Annotated in this window: 19 protein-coding genes; 4 read left to right on the forward strand and 15 right to left on the reverse strand. The window is 48.5% G+C overall.

Annotation, left to right across the window (positions count from 1 at the left end; translation table 11 throughout):
- Window positions 1-16 precede the first annotated feature (16 nt).
- From phnE to GY634_RS05665, 12 genes are all read right to left on the reverse strand, one after another.
- Window positions 17-811: a phosphonate ABC transporter, permease protein PhnE gene (gene phnE, locus GY634_RS05615; protein ID WP_166407574.1), complete on the reverse strand. Its 795-nt coding sequence runs from the start codon at window positions 809-811 to the stop codon at window positions 17-19.
- Window positions 812-828: 17 nt separating this feature from the next.
- Complete coding sequence (gene phnD, locus GY634_RS05620) at window positions 829-1803, reverse strand: phosphonate ABC transporter substrate-binding protein (protein ID WP_166407575.1); 975 nt, start codon at window positions 1801-1803, stop codon at window positions 829-831.
- A 25-nt stretch (window positions 1804-1828) separates the two neighbouring features.
- Window positions 1829-2656 (reverse strand): phosphonate ABC transporter ATP-binding protein, encoded by an 828-nt coding sequence (phnC, locus tag GY634_RS05625; protein WP_166407576.1) that lies wholly within the window; start codon window positions 2654-2656, stop codon window positions 1829-1831.
- 126 nt (window positions 2657-2782) lie between these two features.
- Window positions 2783-3259 carry a type 1 fimbrial protein gene (locus GY634_RS05630; protein WP_166407577.1) on the reverse strand — a complete coding sequence of 159 codons (477 nt, stop codon included), beginning with the start codon at window positions 3257-3259 and terminating at the stop codon, window positions 2783-2785.
- A gap of 289 nt (window positions 3260-3548) precedes the next feature.
- A complete protein-coding gene (locus GY634_RS17490) occupies window positions 3549-4517 on the reverse strand; it encodes a multicopper oxidase family protein (RefSeq protein ID WP_242683615.1) in 969 nt (322 codons plus the stop codon).
- The gene (locus GY634_RS17495) at window positions 4478-5092 is read right to left on the reverse strand and encodes a multicopper oxidase domain-containing protein (protein WP_242683616.1); all 615 of its coding nucleotides are present in this window, start codon (window positions 5090-5092) and stop codon (window positions 4478-4480) included. Before GY634_RS17495 ends, GY634_RS17490 begins: the two co-directional genes overlap by 40 nt.
- A gap of 80 nt (window positions 5093-5172) precedes the next feature.
- On the reverse strand, window positions 5173-5553 hold the full coding sequence (locus tag GY634_RS05640; protein ID WP_166407578.1) for a hypothetical protein: 381 nt from the start codon (window positions 5551-5553) through the stop codon (window positions 5173-5175).
- 98 nt (window positions 5554-5651) lie between these two features.
- Window positions 5652-5813, reverse strand: a complete 162-nt coding sequence (locus tag GY634_RS05645) for a hypothetical protein (protein ID WP_166407579.1) — start codon at window positions 5811-5813, stop codon at window positions 5652-5654.
- Window positions 5814-6250: 437 nt separating this feature from the next.
- Window positions 6251-6682: a TOBE domain-containing protein gene (locus GY634_RS05650; protein WP_166407580.1), complete on the reverse strand. Its 432-nt coding sequence runs from the start codon at window positions 6680-6682 to the stop codon at window positions 6251-6253.
- Window positions 6683-6785: 103 nt separating this feature from the next.
- Window positions 6786-9062, reverse strand: a complete 2277-nt coding sequence (locus GY634_RS05655) for an FdhF/YdeP family oxidoreductase (protein ID WP_166407581.1) — start codon at window positions 9060-9062, stop codon at window positions 6786-6788.
- Between the two features lie 235 nt (window positions 9063-9297).
- On the reverse strand, window positions 9298-9735 hold the full coding sequence (locus GY634_RS05660; RefSeq protein WP_166407582.1) for an LptA/OstA family protein: 438 nt from the start codon (window positions 9733-9735) through the stop codon (window positions 9298-9300).
- Between the two features lie 28 nt (window positions 9736-9763).
- Window positions 9764-10063 (reverse strand): I78 family peptidase inhibitor, encoded by a 300-nt coding sequence (locus GY634_RS05665; RefSeq protein ID WP_166407583.1) that lies wholly within the window; start codon window positions 10061-10063, stop codon window positions 9764-9766.
- Window positions 10064-10202: 139 nt separating this feature from the next.
- Between GY634_RS05665 and GY634_RS05670 the strand changes: the two genes are divergently transcribed.
- Window positions 10203-10487, forward strand: coding sequence for a hypothetical protein (locus GY634_RS05670; RefSeq protein WP_166407584.1), 285 nt, complete (start codon window positions 10203-10205; stop codon window positions 10485-10487).
- Between the two features lie 50 nt (window positions 10488-10537).
- On the opposite strand, the gene GY634_RS05675 is transcribed toward GY634_RS05670, so the two are convergent.
- The 3 genes from GY634_RS05675 to GY634_RS05685 all read right to left on the reverse strand — a co-directional run bounded on the left by GY634_RS05675 (window position 10538) and on the right by GY634_RS05685 (window position 12376).
- Complete coding sequence (locus GY634_RS05675; protein WP_166407585.1) at window positions 10538-10972, reverse strand: DUF1090 domain-containing protein; 435 nt, start codon at window positions 10970-10972, stop codon at window positions 10538-10540.
- Between the two features lie 96 nt (window positions 10973-11068).
- Window positions 11069-11995: a DNA/RNA non-specific endonuclease gene (locus GY634_RS05680; protein WP_166407586.1), complete on the reverse strand. Its 927-nt coding sequence runs from the start codon at window positions 11993-11995 to the stop codon at window positions 11069-11071.
- Between the two features lie 57 nt (window positions 11996-12052).
- Window positions 12053-12376, reverse strand: coding sequence for a tetratricopeptide repeat protein (locus GY634_RS05685; protein ID WP_166407587.1), 324 nt, complete (start codon window positions 12374-12376; stop codon window positions 12053-12055).
- A 394-nt stretch (window positions 12377-12770) separates the two neighbouring features.
- Between GY634_RS05685 and GY634_RS05690 the strand changes: the two genes are divergently transcribed.
- The 3 genes from GY634_RS05690 to GY634_RS05700 all read left to right on the forward strand — a co-directional run bounded on the left by GY634_RS05690 (window position 12771) and on the right by GY634_RS05700 (window position 16250).
- Window positions 12771-13310, forward strand: a complete 540-nt coding sequence (locus tag GY634_RS05690) for a phosphatase PAP2 family protein (RefSeq protein WP_166407588.1) — start codon at window positions 12771-12773, stop codon at window positions 13308-13310.
- Between the two features lie 67 nt (window positions 13311-13377).
- Window positions 13378-14325, forward strand: coding sequence for a 50S ribosomal protein L3 N(5)-glutamine methyltransferase (gene prmB / locus GY634_RS05695; RefSeq protein ID WP_166407589.1), 948 nt, complete (start codon window positions 13378-13380; stop codon window positions 14323-14325).
- Window positions 14322-16250 (forward strand): ABC-F family ATP-binding cassette domain-containing protein, encoded by a 1929-nt coding sequence (locus tag GY634_RS05700; RefSeq protein WP_166407590.1) that lies wholly within the window; start codon window positions 14322-14324, stop codon window positions 16248-16250. Before prmB ends, GY634_RS05700 begins: the two co-directional genes overlap by 4 nt.
- Window positions 16251-16973 lie beyond the last annotated feature (723 nt).

Below are 16973 nucleotides of genomic sequence, written 5' to 3' on the forward strand. Positions count from 1 at the left end.
CGCCTTCCCTGTGTGATCAGGTAAATAAACGTCTGAGTCGCTGCGAGATCATGTCAATCACACTCACCACAACGATGATGATTAACAAAATGGCGGCACTCTGCGTAAACTGAAAACCTCTGATAGCCTCCCACAGCATCACACCAATCCCACCTGCACCCACCATGCCCACAACCGTGGCTGAACGTACATTGGACTCGAAGCGATACAACACATAGGAAATCCACAGCGGTAATACCTGCGGAATCACACCGTAAATAATTTCTTGCAAGGCGCTTGCGCCACTGGCGCGTATGCCTTCTATTGGTCCGTGATCAATGGCTTCAACCGCTTCTGCGAAAAGCTTTGCCAGCACACCAGTAGTGCCCATGAACAACGCTAATGCCCCTGCAAAAGGACCCAAGCCCACTGCCACTACAAACAACATGGCAAATACCATCTCGTTAATGGAACGCAGCGCATCCATCAAGCGACGCACAGGCTGGTAAACCCACCAAGGCACAATATTGGAAGAAGACATCAGCCCTAACGGCACACCGGCAATCACCGCCAGCACCGTACCCCACACAGCGATCTGCACGGTTACTACCATTTCACTCAGGTAGTAACGCAGATCAGTGAAGTCGGGGGGAAAGAAGTCTGCGGCAAACTGCTTCATGTTCTCCGCATCTTTCCAGAGCTTGAGAGGGGCCATCTCAGCCCCCTCCCAGGACCACGCTAGAAACGCTAGAAACAGCCCCCAGCCCAATAGACTCAGATACCAGTTCTTTTTAGGCTTGAGTAGTACTGTTTGCGAAACAAGTGTCGTCATGCTCTCTTTACCTGAAATTACGATTTAGCTTGGCTGGCCAAGGCTGCTAACTGATCATCTACCGTTTTCAGTTTTTCAGCTTTTTCGGCTTCGCTCAGGCTGCTGTCGTTGGCAACCTGCGTACGTGTCTTAAACAACTCCAATTGACGAATAGGAATCAACTGATCGTTGCTGGATTTTTCGAATTTGCCCCAAGCCAAGTTCTCCAACACTTGCGCTTCTTCTGGTTTGTCACCGTAGTTTTCGAAGAAAGCTGTGATTTTGACTTTGGCATCTTCTGGCAAGTTGTTGCGCCATACGATTGGGTCAGCTGGAATCAAAGGAGAGCGCCAGATCTCTTTAATCTGAGAGGCTTTTTCTGGGTTCACTGCCTGCAAACGTACTGTGGCTTCAGTGTTGTTCGTTGCTACGTCTACCTGTTTGTTCGCTACCGACAAAGCATTCACTTCGTGGTTGGCATTCAAAGTACGTTTGAAGATCTGTTTAGGATCAACATTGTTTTGAGCAAACACGTAGTAGCTAGGTACCAAGAAACCCGATGTGGAGTTAGGGTCACCGTTACCGAATGTCAGGCTGCCTGCATTAGCCAGCATGTCTTCTACGCTGTTAATTGGGCTGTCTTTGTGCGTAATTAACAGGCTGTAGTAGCCTTTAGTACCGTCAGCGTTGGTGGTTTGGAAGATCACTTCGCCATTGGCGCGATCCACGGCTTCCATGGCAGATTTATTGCCATACCAAGCCACATCCACTTTGTCGAAACGCATGCCTTGAATAATGCCAGCGTAGTCAGAAGAGAAGAACGCATTAACTTTGTAGCCAGTTTGCTCGGACATATCTTCCAAGAAGGGCTCCCATAACTGTTTCAGGTTCTGAGAGGACTCGGTGGAGATAATGCCAAAATTCAGTTCTTTAACTTCTTCCGCAACAGCCGAACCCATGGCCAACACACCAAACAGGGTCGTTGTAGCAAACGTTTTCACGATAGATTTCATGTTCAATTCCTGCGTACAGTAAAAATCAGGCAGCGACAAAATTCAGAAAAGGAGCACTCTCTTCTTCAGTGCTTTTTTCTGCGATAAAACTAGATTCCATGCTGGAACCATAGAGTTTGTTCAAGAAGCTATTGCTCAGATCCGACACGGGGCCGTCAAAGTGCTTCACACCATCTTTAAGGGCGATGGCATGACGGCAATATTTCACGGCGTAATCCACCTGATGCAGCGTCACGATGACTGTTTTGCCATCTTGCTGATTAATGCGACGCAAACTCTCCATCACTTTGCGTGCGGATTCAGGGTCTAAAGAAGCAATAGGTTCATCGGCCAAGATCACATCTGCCTGCTGACAGAGTGTGCGAGCAATGGCCACGCGCTGTTGTTGACCACCCGATAAAGTGGAAGCACGTCTGTATGCATGTTCCAGCAGGCCTACGCGTTCTAACGCCTGCAACGCACGTTCTTTATCCTCTTGGCTAAATAAACCTAGAGTGCCACGCAGTCTGGGCATACGACCCAAACAGCCTAAAAGCACGTTCTGCAGTACGCTTAAGCGCCCTACTAAATTGAATTGCTGGAATACGTAACCGATATTGGCGCGCAAACGGCGAACATCACGACTCAAGATGCCGTTGCTCTGCATGGTTTGGCCCAGCACCTCTACGCGGCAATCCTGCCCGGAGTCTGCTTTGGTCAAACCTGCTAAATGGCGCAATAGTGTAGATTTCCCCGAGCCCGAGGCTCCGATTAGTGCCACCATGGCACCACGGGGAATAGAGAGATCAAGTGCTGTAAGTACTTTCTTCGTATTGAAGGTCTTATTCAGCGCCTGTACCTGAATTGCCGACATTGTGGTTCATCCTTTTCTGGCAAGAAAAGTCTTGCAATGCCGACATAGTAGAGAGTGTGTATTTCAGGGGGGTTACGCTTTTATGACGTTTTTCTTAAATGCCATAAAAGCGCACCTGGTGTTTCCTTATACATACTGCAGATTCAAGATCACATAAACCTTCTCTGCTGTAGGTGTGGGTTGTCCTACTGCATCGCTGTAACGAATGCCCAGTGGAGTCACTTTATTTTCCCCGCCCACATGAAAACGCATACGCTCACGTTGTGACGCTACTTGCTGAGCCGCCGGGCTTAACACTATATCCACGCCTGAGCTTATAGCGTTCATAGCAACACTTAAGGTATTGCCATTCGAGTACTTTGCATCCACAGACACCTCAACAGCCTGCTGTATTTCGCCTAGGCAATCATTAAACTGCAAATCAAAGCTCAGCTTATCCTTGCCAGCATACGCACCAGATGTATGCTCTGTGGGACTACAGCTTCCATTGACTATCTCGCCAAAAAAACGTATTTCCCCTGTTTGTTGTGCCACTGCAGGTGTTGCACTCATAGCTATCAATAAGGTAGCCGCCATTGCTGAAAAATATGTTCTTGCTTTCATTTGATATACCTAGTTACTTAATGATTCAATTTAAACAGAGAATCAACACAAATTTCCATTTGTAATTTTGGGCTCCTGGCACTAACCTCAAGGCATGAACAAACACCAAAAAACCTTACAAATCAGGCTTATCCCTGACAGGAGTAAATATTTTAGTAACGGGTAAACCACAAAAATCTAAGAAAAATCCGAATATCAACCTAAAAAACAATGCAGCATGACTCAGTAAAGGTAAAAAAAAGCACGCCCTAAGGCGTGCTTTGTATCATCCCGCATGAACTACCTGCGTCTACTCCACAAGTAGATTAGCCATCATGCCTAAATCCTCATGCTCAAGAATATGACAATGGAACATACGCAGTCCTGGCATGCTTTGCTTCACTAAAAACGTCACGGTCTCATAAGGGCGTAGGTTGGCAGTATCTCGCCACGCTTTAAATGGCTCCGCTCGTTTCACGCCATTATGCTCACGGTCCGTCACCATGAACTGCGTGCCATGCAAGTGAAAAGGATGATCCATGTGCGAATTATTGTAGATATGCCACTGCTCTACATCCCCTACCTTACTGCGCAAATCTATACGCTCCATATCAAAGCTTTTACCATTCACTAAGAACATGTTTTGCATCATGTTTTCTGACATCCCTTGGCCCATGTCATGGGGCATCTCGTGCTCACTGAATTCCACTCGCTTACTCGCCACAGGAATCCCTAACGCCTCGAAGCTTCTCAGCTCTGCTGACAAGTCAGGGCTAGCCTGTTTTTGTACGGTGACATGTGCCAGTGATATGTCGGTAGGCGTCTCGCGCACCATCATTTTCGCCCTGTCGTAATAACGACTGATAAGCGGCGCCTGCATATCTGCTGGCGCCGTAATCAACACTTCCACCCTTTCTGCCGGGGCTAAAAACAAGGTGTCTACAGGTGCCTGTGCCTGCTCTAGCAAGCCACCATCGGTACCCACAACTTGCCACTGACACCCGGGGATTTCCAACTGTAGATAACGGGCAGCACAGCTATTCCAAATACGCACACGTGTACCTGTACCCACTTGGATAGTAGGGTTACGTTGACCGTTAATCAGTACAAACTGCCCCTCTCGCCCATCCATCCAATCCATCATGCTATTAGGAGGAATTGCTGCTTGCTGATTCAAACGTAAATCTGAAATCATCCAGTGCTGTTCAGGCAAAGCTCGTAACGGGTCCGTTTTGGATTTCACCACAAACGTCCCCGCCAAGCCACGTGCGACCTGCATAGCCGTTTTCCATGGGGGTGAGGGTGATACCAATAGGTGCCCGCACTACCCTCGGGCAGCGTAAAACGGTAAACCCGTCGCTCACCTGGTGCCACACTATTTTGTGGGTTTCCATCCTGATCAGAAGGCACTGGCATACCATGCCAATGCACCGTAGTGGGCTCAGGCAACCTGTTCACGAAGGTAATTTCTACTTCATCCCCCTCGTAAGCCGTGATTTGCGGGCCCGGCAGTTGACCGTTGTAGAGCCAAAACTCGGTAGGCTTGCGACCTGCAACAGTAAGCGTCGTAGGGGCTGCTTCTAGAGTTGCCTTAAATACGCCCGTATTAGCACTTACGTTTTTGAGTGTAGGCAACGCCTCTAACGCCAATCCTGCAGGCATACTGTCTACGGGCATCAAGTTAGCGCTTCCATGCGACATCATGCCGTGCCCCATTCCCGGCATCGCACTCCCCCCGCTCATCCCATGCGATTGCCCCATCATTGCACCATGATTCATCATCTGTGCACGCACACCAGAATGCACCAGCAACAAACTGGCGGCGGTTGCTTTTAATACATGTCTACGTTTCATCCATAACTCCTAGGCACATCACTGCCCGCATGGCAGCGATGCTAAATATTCAATAGATTCAGTCTGATAGGGAATGAAATCTATCGCGGAGGCGGTAGGTCAGGACAATAAAAAGCAGAGACCGTCACAGACTTAAGCAGCGATGATTGATCATGGCTTAAGTTCAACGGGAGCCAAAGAGAAGAAGAGACAGCACCACGATGCACATTGCACATCATGCTAGTGCAGGCTTGCACCTCGCACAGTGCCGCATGCTCGTCGGGAGAGCAGTCTGCACAGGGTAATTCGGGGCTTTGATGCGAGAAATGGGTGGCCTCAGCAGGAGATGCCGCAGGTAGCGCAAAGGCCGATTGCATTCCCAATGCTGAAATACTCAGCAAAATGCCTAGCAATACACATACACAACGTCGCCACAACGACATTGCTACGCTAGAACGAAGGGAAACATAAGGGCTAAACACGCTATCTTTTCATAGAGTGAAGATATGTTTTGACTATAGCACATCACCATAAGCCCATCGCAAAACAGGCGCCATCAAGGCGCCTGTTTTAAAGATAATTAACGGTTCTGATCGTTAATCAATAGACCAAACATGGGTTGATGATTGGTTGGACGCACGGCGTGAGAGGGAGTGCGACGTTTTTTTAGTCCCAAAGAAAGGGCGCTCACTTTACGTAGAGCGGCAGGACGAAATGTGTTGAAAGAGATTTTTTTAATCATGATTCTTCTCCTTTGTACCCACAAAAACCACGGGTACAGATAAAGCGTCGGGCAACAAAAAGCCCTTAGCATTTCGCTAAAAATATAAGCGTGAACAGGAAAAGAGTCAGGCCAGAGTTAATGCGCAGTCTGGTCTGCAAAACAGTCGCAGTTAGCGCATGCCATCACTAGCCTGATTCAGTCCTATTCGAGGACCTGAAGATTCAGGCATGACGTGCTCCTGATGGATAGCATGTATGAGGACAAATACAACACCAAAACATGAGGTGTGCTTGACATTATACAGAAACCAAAGAATAAATCAACCATTCAGTCTAAAAATCTCTACCAAACCATTGATTTATCATTGTTTTACATTTTTGACCGCAAAGTGTGGCACAAGGAAAACACACCTCTTGAGCACCACACTCGTACCCAAGGGGCTTACTCGCCGTTGCTTACGCTTTTTTCGCTGCAACAATCACGCTAGAAGCTTTAAAAATTGCCGTAACAGCCGAACCTACGGCTATCGCCAGCTCATCCACACTGGTGTTAGTGATCACTGCACTTAACTTAACGCCCTGCCCGGCATCCATTTGCACTTCTGAGTTCACAGCACCTTTATGCACCGCTGTAACGGTAGCCTTGCACTGATTACGTGCGGAGAACAGTAGATCATCTACATTAGTCGCCAAGGCAATGGAAGACGCTTTAATTAACGCCACCACATTGGAGCCTACTTTCAAGCCCAAACTTTTGGTGCTGTTATCCGTGATAATCGCCACGATATCCAACGATGGAGATACGCTAATAACAATCTCGTCGTTCACTGCACCGGTATGGATTTCTTTGACCGTACCTGACAATTTATTGCGTGTACTGATATTCATATAAGCTCCTGTTTAAGACCTTTTTCATCATACACCGCCCAGCTTTGGCCCAGTAAAAAGGGTGTGCAATTCGTCATTACACACCCTCATTCCTACTATTGCATTAAGCGGAGCGCACTAACCGCACTGGCACCCCTTTTGATGCCGGAGTATTACTTTGTGGGTCATGATCATATAAAGGCACCAACGGATTGGTCTCGGGATAATAGGCCGCACAGCTACCATCTGGAAATGGATACGCAATAATCTGAAAATTATTCACCCTACGTTCAATGCCATCCGTAGAGTTCGTCACCAAATCCACTCTATCACCCGACTCAAAGCCTAGCCTGGCGATTTCACTTTCATTCATGAACAACACATCTCTGGCATTGTGTATGCCCCTGTAGCGATCAGAGTGCGAGTACAGCGTCGTGTTGTATTGATCGTGACTACGCACTGTAGACAGCCACAATACGTCCGCATCATTTTGCTGCGTATCTTCGCACAGCCCTTCACTGATCAAAAAGTTGGCTTTACCGGATGGCGTAGCCCATACACGCTCACGAGCCGCAGAAGGCAAGTGAAACCCTCCAGGCTGTTGAATACGCAGGTTATACGCTTGGAACAACGTCGGAAAAACGGCTTCAATATCGTCACGTATGCGAGCGTAATCCGCGATCAAGTACTCCCACTTCACCGTAGACTCCGGCCCCATTGTTGCTCGGGCCATCCCCGCCACAATCGCTGGTTCACTACGCAAAAACTCTGAAGCCGGCGTAAACGTACCTTTGGTCGCATGCACCATAGACATAGAATCCTCTACCGTCATCGCTTGCAAACCCGTTTCTTGCTCATCGCGTTCTGTGCGCCCTAAACAGGGCAAAATTAACGCGTCTTTACCGTGAACTAAGTGGCTACGATTCAGCTTAGTAGAAATGTGCACAGTAAGATTCAACTTACGCATCGCTTGTTGTGTTTGATCCCAGTCAGGAATCGCCACAGAGAAGTTTCCACCTAAACCTATAAACACCCGGCTCTCGCCACGTACCATCGCTTCCAGCGCGGATACCACGTTGTGACCTGGCTCGCGAGGTGGCTCAAATCCGTAATGTGCTTGCAACCTATCTAAAAAATCTTTAGCGGGAATTTCGGTAATGCCTACCGTACGGTCCCCTTGCACATTAGAGTGGCCTCGCACAGGGCATATACCCGCCCCCTCCTTACCCACATTACCGCGCAGCAAAGCCAAGTTCGCCACCTGACGTACATTATGCGTGCCATGACGGTGCTGAGTAATGCCCATGCCGTACACCAAAATCGCACTATCTGCTTTGGCATAAGCATCCGCAGCTAGCTGTAAATCAGCTTGGGATAGACCAGAAACACGCTCTATGTCCGCCCACGACGTTCTATTCACATCAGCCGCCATCTCATCGAAACCACTGGTATGGCCTTTAATGAAAGTCCAATCCAGCACAGCGGGTAGATTCTGGGCTTGGGCTTGCTCGTCCATCGCTAACAAGCACTTAATAATCCCTTTGATCGCTGCGACATCCCCACCCACTTTCACCTGAAACAACTTGGAGGAGATTTGCGTAGAACTGAAGGTAGCCATTTCCACAGGGTCCTGTGGTGCTTGGAAGCGCTCTAACGCCCGCTCCCTGAAAGGGTTAAATGACATAATGGTCGCACCACGCTTCGCCGCGTTACGTAGCGATGTCATCATGCGAGGGCTATTAGTACCCGGATTTTGCCCGAAAATAAAAATACAGTCGGTTTTATCGAAGTCCTCCAGTAACACAGTACCTTTACCCACGCCTATGGATTGCGGCAGCCCTACACTGGTAGGCTCATGACACATATTCGAGCAATCAGGAAAGTTATTCGTTCCGTACTCTCTAGCAAACAGCTGGAACAAATACGCCGCTTCGTTGGACGCCCTGCCCGAGGTATAGAACTCGGCTTGATTAGGATGCTCTAGCGCTTGTAAATGTGACGCCACAACAGAAAAAGCCTGATCCCAACTCACCGGCTTGTAACGATCACTTTGTGGGTCGTACTGCATAGGGTGTGTTAAACGCCCTACCATTTCCAAATCATAATCATCCCATGCTGCCAACTCTGTTACGGTGTGCTTGGCAAAAAACTCGGGAGTACATCGTTTTTTCGTGGATTCCCACGCAATGGCTTTACCGCCATTTTCGCAATACTCAAATTTAGAGGTTTGCTTAGGGTCTGCCCAACCACAACCTGGGCAATCAAAACCATCGTGCTGGTTCATTCTAGATAAGATGCGCATCCCTTCTGCAGGAATATCCTGCTTAATCAACGCTGTCTCCATCGCTTTAAGCGCATCCCAGCCTCCGGCCGGGTGCTCGTAGGGCTTGTAGGTGTCCATAACCACTCCACACTAAATACAAAGATTTACGTACTGGAAGCTATTGCTTGCTGAATGTTTTATGCATTGATTTATAGAGTCAATATCAACGCTTATCATCATTCATTTCTATCACCTAATGAATCCCTATTGGCTAACTTTTTCACTTTATTAGTTATCTTTTTGTAATCAAAAAAAGAAGGCGTAGCAATTTTCCACGCCTTATTAACAGACAAGATACTGTTTTTAAATAAAATTATGCCTCACATTCACTATTGTCGACTTGTGTCAACTCAGAATAATAGCCAGCTTCGACTTTAGTATTTAGACAGACTTTTTTATCAGGATTCCACCAATACGTTTCCTGTCTGGATGAGTTCATTGGCAAAAAACCTTCTTTATAAAGCTTAATTTCGCCATCCATTTCCGTTTTGCCTTTTAGCAAACTCGCATCAAACAACTCGGCTTGCGCTGGTACTTTCACACGCGCTTCATCGGTTTTAACTTCCGAATCACCTTGAGTAATTGTGACGTTGCCTTTGGCATGCAATAACGATGGCTCCAGCACTTCTATACTGTCTGCTCGTACCTCTAGCTCGCCCACACTATAGTGCTGCTGCTCTTGAGGCTGTGACCACACAGAAAAGCTCGCTACACAACACGCTACCAACACGCTCTTTTTCACCCATTTCATACTTTCTCCTTCCTTACTACTGCCAGACCTAGCCGCATGCCAAACGTGTGATAAAACCTTCCTCATTCACATACACATTTAAACGCATGGGGTTGTAATCCATGGTGACAGCAGAAAATGGGTAAATGACGCGGGTATAAGGTGGCAACACATCTGTGTTTAGGTTGTCTGCCGGTGTACCCACCAAGTATTGAAAAGTAGGGGCTCCACACTCTTCACTTTGCAATATCGCCTCTTGCTCGGGCGTTAACGGTACTGTCTTACATGCTGCCAATAACAATAAAGGTATTGCTACCGCAGTTGCTTTTACGGCTTTGCTCAGGGTCATGCCCGCTCCTTGTGCCTATCAAAAGTTCGTCGCTCTATTCTGCATTTTACACAGCTATGGCAGCACTACAGCCTTATTCCAACCTGCTAAAATGGCTTATTTATATCAGCAGATACTGCCCCGCTTTTTCGGAATACACATGAGTCAAACCACCTCCACACAAGATCATCAAACCCTACTGGGTATCGCCCTAGCAGACCAAGCACTACTGTCTGCTCATTTGGCTATGTTTGCCGCAAAAACCGGCCAAGCTCAAGAAACTCTGAACTTGCTTTACGCTATTGCAGACGAAATCTCTGATCGCTACAACTTGCCCGAAACTGCTAAAAAAACAATGAAATCGCGCATCAAAGAAACCACTGAACTTGCCAGAGCCGTACTTGGCAAACAAGACGGTTCCGCTCCAAAGAAAACGACGCATTAATAAAAAAAGGCCTATAACCCACTATGGTTATAGGCCTTTTATCAAGCATTTTATCGATGCTGCTGCGGCATACGATGACGCGTATCTGGACTATTAGGCATAGACTGTAAATCAGCCAACTCAGCTTGCAAATCAGACAATTTCTGACGTTTACGTTCTAACTTACGTTGTAGTCGCTCTACTTTATCCAAACGACCTTCCGCTTGCTTCTCTTGGATTTCCTCAAGAATCTCAGCGATATCCTCTTCTTGGTCGTCTATATCCTCTTGCAAATCACGCAACAAGTAAGCATCAGAGCAATGCGCTTGTACGTTCGCCATAGCACGTTCCAAACCACGTTGACGGTGCACATTACCATGCTGTTTCGCATAATTCATCTGCGTTTCCAGTGATTGCATTTTGCGATCACAGCCGTGGTTTTGCGCAGAAGCCGAATACGCCAAACCGGATAACACAACAACCATCGCCAATTGTAGTTTTTTCATTGCTAGGATTCTCCTTGATTTAAAGACTACCTTCATCATGCCACAGCCACTTTTGAGTTCAGCCAGATTGTTGTTACCAAAGCTGAACACCTTTTCTTACTGAGAAGGCAACACCTGAGGTAACAAATGCAGCCCCGTGCGCTGAACAAAATCCGCATAACTGATGGGTGGTCCGGCTTTAGTACCCGGTTGGTTTTCGTGCCAATGCACCCATGAACGCCCTGTGGTCGCGTCATACACCACTTTATATAAGTGCGTAGGCACTATCACCTGCCCCTCACCCACTACAGTCTCTCGATTACCATAAAAAGGGCCGGTAAATACGTACACATCGCCTTGCGCTCTGCTCACATATTTACGTGTATCGTTTTCTATACGGCTCCATGCCCCAGAGTTATGACGCTGATCTTGCGGCACCATATTCGCCAGCGAGAAACTTTGCGCCATCGCATCAACCGTATGCATATCACCTGCTGGCGCCATGTGGCCACGCGAATAACCAGAGCGTCGATAATCGTTGAGCGTGGCACGCTCCACCTTAGGTAAACGCGCCTCTTCATAGAAACGGTCGGTACGCGCTACCCCTTTCGCATTATTCAGCATTTGCCGGTTTAACCGCTGCGCCACAAAAACTGGGGTTTTAGTTTGGCCATTATGCAAAATGGCAAAAGCGCTAAAGCATAATTCACGTAATCGTTCCGCATTGGGCACAATAGGCCTAGGCCCTGGAAACATCTGTGTGCACTGAGAGAAAGAGGTTTGCACATGCTGCGAAGCGGTTGGCGCTGCTAAAGCGGGCTCATCTACTGACTGCAAAATTGCTTGCAGCTCAGCCCATTTAAGCTCCAACTCATCTTTCACATGCCAGCCATCGGCATGCCACAACACACTACTAATACTAAACACCGCAATGGCTGTCAGACTTACCGTACGCCAAAACTTTGCTAGCCCACCACTTGCCCCACGCGCCACGCGCCGCTTGCCCACAGCGCGTGATGTTCCTGATTTTTTCCGTTCTGCCATTACTACCTGCTACTACCTTACTACTTCGTATCGCTGGCTTTGCTTAAGCCACTGCTCTTAATCTGTACGTTGCTGCTTATCCAGCCTACGTAAAAACACGTTCATAATTTTCTCGGCCTGCTTATCGCCTTTTGCTTGGGCTACGGCTATGCCTGTTTCCCAGCTTTCGCGAGCAGCATCATGCTCTGCATGGTCTACATAAGCTTGGCCTAAGATCTGCCATGCTGCAGAGTACTGCGGATCCTGTTGCACGCATGCAAGCAAATGTACTATTGCTTGCTCTGGTTGCTGCTGGTCTAAATAAGCTTTACCCAAACCGAACCGTAGTAATGGCGAATCCATACCTTTTGCTAGCATGGCTTCTAACGCAACTAGATTCATATCGTTATCCTTATACACATACCTGCAACTTATCCCCATGCGCTGTGCATAACGCTGGGGGAAACCTATGGATGCATAGCGCTACGCTAGTATTCATGCGCCTGTAGTCGGCTCTGAGCAGTCAATGCTCACTTGTAGGCCAGCACCCCTGCCCCATAGTCATCACATCAGGGCCACAAACGCGCTTGATGCCACGCTTGGCTATCACTCTGGTTACGGGTGTAACGCAACCGCTTACTTTACCAACTAGGACAACATTATCCCACCGTTATAGATTGTAACTATAACGCCGTAAAACGGGGGATACGTAACATCCTGCAATGCTCTGCGAATCAAGTCATGTCACATGCGTATAATTTAGGATTGCTGTAGATGTTAGAAAAGGTTGTTTGTAGTGGAAGCGTTTAACCAAAAACTATTTTTATGGATCAATGCCGGTGCGGATGCCCCATCGTGGCTAATAGAAAGTGGTAGGTTTTTAGCCGAATGGCCTCTCATCATGGCGGCGCTGCTTGCCCTCTTAACCCTACCTATGCACCGTGAGCAAGCACCATTAATTATGCTGCGTGTAGGGTGCACCTTAGTACTCGCTCTTAGCGTTGCTTACCTCTTTCGGTATAACTTCGAACACGCTCGTCCATTTGTGATGGGTTTGGGTCGCACCTTAACGGATCACGCCCCCACCTCGTCCTTTCCTAGCATTCACATGACATTAGTATTAGCGACCGGTTTCCCGCTATTACTTATCGCGGCCACACGTGCTACCGGCGCTATTATTCTCTTTCTGGCAGCCTTGGTTGCATGGGCTCGCATTTATCTGGGGGTCCATTTCCCCTTTGACATGCTAGGCGCATTGGTCATCTCCGCCGTGGCCGCACTCATTGTGCAACGCCTACCCTTGAAAAAGCTGTTACCTGCACGTTTTTCTTCCTGATCTGCTGCATAGAGCCAGTACAATAGGGCATTGTTAGTTTTAGCCTCACCCTTCTCTACAGGGTGCAATGGCCTGCCCTATTCTAGGATTGATCGTGTCACATTCCTCTTTTACAGAACACTGCCACAACGCGGTAGATGAGCTTCGTACCCTGCGCGATGTATTGCGTTGGTCCGTCAGCCAGTTCAATGCTCACAAACTCAGCTTTGGCCATGGCAGCGATAACGCATGGGACGAAGCCGTCTATTTGGTGCTGTTCAGCTTGCACATGCCGCCCGATACGTTGGAACCTTTTCTGGACTGCAGGCTAACCAAACAAGAACGCCAACGTTGCATAGACATCATTGCGCACCGTTGCTCTGAACGCCTTCCCGCTGCTTACCTAACAGGCGAAGCATGGTTGCAAGGTTATAAATTCACAGTAGATGAACGCTGCATTGTTCCGCGCTCACCTATCTCTGAACTTTTGATGCAGCAACTCTCCCCTTGGGTAGAAGAGCCTGAAGACATCAGCAGCGTCCTAGACCTTTGCACAGGCAGTGGCTGCTTGGCCATCATTGCCGCCAATGTGTTTGAAAACGCCTTAGTCGATGCGGTAGATTTATCGCCTGACGCACTGGCTGTGGCCCAGAAAAACGTGCACGACTACGAGCTAGAGGAACGTTTACAGTTATTTGAAGGTGATCTCTACGAAGCCTTGCCACCTAGCCGCTACCAGATCATTATCAGCAACCCTCCCTACGTGAATGAAGACTCTATGCAGGCCTTACCAGAGGAATACCTGCGCGAGCCTAGACTCGCCTTAGCGGGTGGCGACGATGGCATGATACTGGTACGCCGCATTATTGAAGGTGCTGCCGAGCACCTTACCGACGATGGCATCTTGGTCTTAGAAATTGGTAATGAATACGCCAACTTTGTAGAAGCATTTCCTCATCTAGACCCCGTTTGGCTAAGCACAGAAAATGCAGAGGATCAGATTCTGCTACTCACCAAGGAGCAGTTGGAAGCGTGATCAGAGCCTCTAATCTTTCATTACGCCGTGGCATTAAAGTCTTACTAGACCAAGCCGAATTCACCATTCACCCTGGCGAGCGTGTAGGTGTAGTCGGTCGCAATGGCGCAGGTAAATCCACCCTCTTTGCCCTGCTTAAAGGCGAGCTGGATGCCGATAGCGGCCAGCTAGACATGCCAGAAAGCTGGCGCATGGCCAGTGTGGAGCAGGAAATCAACGACCGCGACAGACCTGCCCGCGAGTTCGTTATTGATGGCGACACCTATTTGCGTGGCCTGCAACAGCAACGCGCCCAATGTAGCGACGCCGATGGCGAACGCATTGCCGAATTAGAGGCCTTGCTTATCGAAGCCGACGCATGGTCTGCCCCATCACGCGCAGAACAACTATTGGCGGGTTTGGGGTTTAAACCTGACCAATGGATGCGCCCAGTAGGCGAGTTTTCTGGTGGTTGGCAAATGCGTTTAGCCTTAGCTCGTGCGCTGATGGCCCCTTCTGACCTGCTCTTGCTGGACGAACCCACCAACCACTTGGACTTAGACGCCATGCTCTGGTTAGAGCGCTGGTTGGTGTCTTACCCAGGCACTGTGCTCATTATTTCTCACGACACCGAGTTCCTGGATGCCGTGGCGCGTATTATTTTGCACTTTGACCATCAGAAGTTAGAGCGCTATCGCGGTACCTACCAAGACTTCCTCACCCAGCGTGCGGAAAAAGCACGGCAGCTAACCCTAGCACACGAACGCCAAGGGCGCGAAACCGCCAAACTGCAAGCTTTTATTGATAGGTTTAAGGCCAAAGCCAGCAAAGCCAAACAAGCGCAAAGCCGAGTGAAAGCCTTGGCCCGTATGCAAGCCTTAGCCCCGCTTAAAACGGACAGCACGCTAGACATACACCTGCCAGAGCCGCAGTCCATGCCTGACCCCTTACTGCGCTTGATAGATGCCGACTTAGGTTACCAAGCCGAGCAAGCTAGCGATGCTCCACGTATCATCCTGAACAAAATCAAACTGGATGTACGCGGTGGTGCTCGTATAGGTATTTTGGGTGTGAACGGAGCAGGTAAATCCACACTGATCAAAACACTGGCGCAAGAGCTAAAGCCCTTGTCTGGTGAACTGGTGTGCTCAAGCCGCTTAGAAGTAGGCTACTTTGCCCAGCATCAGCTAGACATGATTGATGCCAACGCCTCCCCCATCCTACATCTGCAACGCATTGCTCCTGAAGTACGCGAACAAGAATTGCGTAACTACCTAGGTCGCTTTGGTTTTAGTGGCAACATGGCGATGGACACCACTGCAGGTTTTTCTGGTGGTGAAAAAGCACGTTTAGCGCTCGCGCTTATTGTTTGGCGCAAGCCCAACTTGCTGCTGCTTGATGAACCTACCAACCACTTAGACGTAGAAACACGAGAGGCTCTTAGCCAAGCGCTAGCCGAGTACGAAGGCAGTGTGATTATCGTTTCGCACGATAGGCAATTGCTACGTAGCACGGTAGACGACTTCTGGATTGTGGCTGACGGACAAGTGCAAGAGTTCGATGGCGATCTTGAAGACTACCGCGAATGGCTGCAAAAGCGTCAAAGCCTAACAGGCGGCTCCACCATCATTCAAGAAGATGGTACAGAGGCTCCCGCTGTAGATAGACGCCAACAGCGCAAAAACGAAGCCCAAGAGCGTCAGCGATTGGCCGTATTACGTAAGCCGCTGGAAAAGCAGGTACAAAAGATAGAAGCCAGCATGGAAAAACTGGCCGTACGTATTGAGGAGTTGGATACGCTGATTGCAGACCCCGACTTCTACACTGACGCGTACAAAGCTCAGCGCCCAGCCCTCTTAGCCGAACATGGTGAGTGCAGTCAAAAGCACGCTAGCCTTGAAGAGGAGTGGTTGGAACTGCAAGAGCAGATTGAAGCACTGGTGTAGTCTGTCTATTGCAGCGTCGTGTAAGTCTGCCGCTGTACATTTATGGATAGCAGTTGCTTCAGGGGTAGTGGAAAGCTTCTGATTGAATATATCTGAAGCTTTCTTCCGCTGCCCCTTTCAATGGGCTCTATGACTATCTCTGAGGCTTTTCAGAATCAAAAGCCTGCTCACTGACTATCTGCCGTAGTAAGACTGGTCTCTCAACGAATGTAATGCACCTCAAAGCCCACTTACTCACCACTGGGCTGCATTAGCCTAAGGCTGCGAAAGTATTTTTTTATTTGAGACACCAAATAAAAAAACACTTCCATCCGCCTTTTGCTCGTCGCTTGCAGAGGTTTTTAGGCAGATGATTTCTGTGGGTGTGCGTACTTCTGCACAAACACATAGTGTCGCGCTATATTTCTTATTCAATGCTGTCGTTAGTTATCTGACTTACCTCAGGAATAGCAGCCGTTAAGCTAAAACAAAACAGTCCCTCTAGCTATCCAACACTCAGCACAGAAGCCTACCTCAACCCTTAGCAGGGTATTTCGAGCCTACTAGAACGGCCCACAAGAAAGGGCTGTAAGCCTATCAACAACCAAAACTTCAGGGGGGCGGAGAGAAAATTTTTTTGATTTGGTGTCTCAAATCAAAAAAATTCTTCTGCAGCTCCCCAGCGCGTGCAATGAATACAGCCTCACATCTGCCGCCAACACCCCACAAAAAAAGACCTCACAC

The sequence above is a fragment of the Paenalcaligenes suwonensis genome (genome assembly GCF_011290505.1).
Taxonomy (GTDB): domain Bacteria; phylum Pseudomonadota; class Gammaproteobacteria; order Burkholderiales; family Burkholderiaceae_B; genus Paenalcaligenes; species Paenalcaligenes suwonensis.